Origin of the sequence: Streptomyces sp. PKU-EA00015 (assembly GCF_013387495.1) — a bacterium.
Classification (GTDB): Bacteria; Actinomycetota; Actinomycetes; order Streptomycetales; family Streptomycetaceae; genus Streptomyces.
This window is the reverse complement of record NZ_JABZEE010000058.1, coordinates 1-284: the sequence shown is the minus strand read 5'-3', so window position 1 is coordinate 284 and position 284 is coordinate 1. Positions and strand designations below refer to the sequence as shown.

The window sequence follows — 284 nt, the reverse complement described above, 5'->3', positions numbered from 1 at the left end:
ATTACTCGGACAAGAAGGACGACCACTCCGAGAAGAAGGACGACCACTCCGAGAAGAAGTGGGACAAGAAGGACTACGACAAGAAGGACGACTACGACAAGAAGGACGACTACGACAAGAAGGACGACTACGACAAGAAGGACGACTACGAGAAGAAGGACCACGACAAGCCGCACGGCGGTGTCCACACCGGTGGCGGTGCGCTGGCGCGCGTGGCTGCCGACGAGGACAAGGACGACTACTCGTCGGACAGCGACAAGAAGGACGACTACTCGTCGGACAGT

Annotated in this window: 1 pseudogene; it reads left to right on the top strand. The window is 57.7% G+C overall.

Annotated features, from left to right (window positions below):
- Positions 1 to 284 (top strand): annotated as a pseudogene (locus HW130_RS30320) (hypothetical protein); the annotation flags it as partial.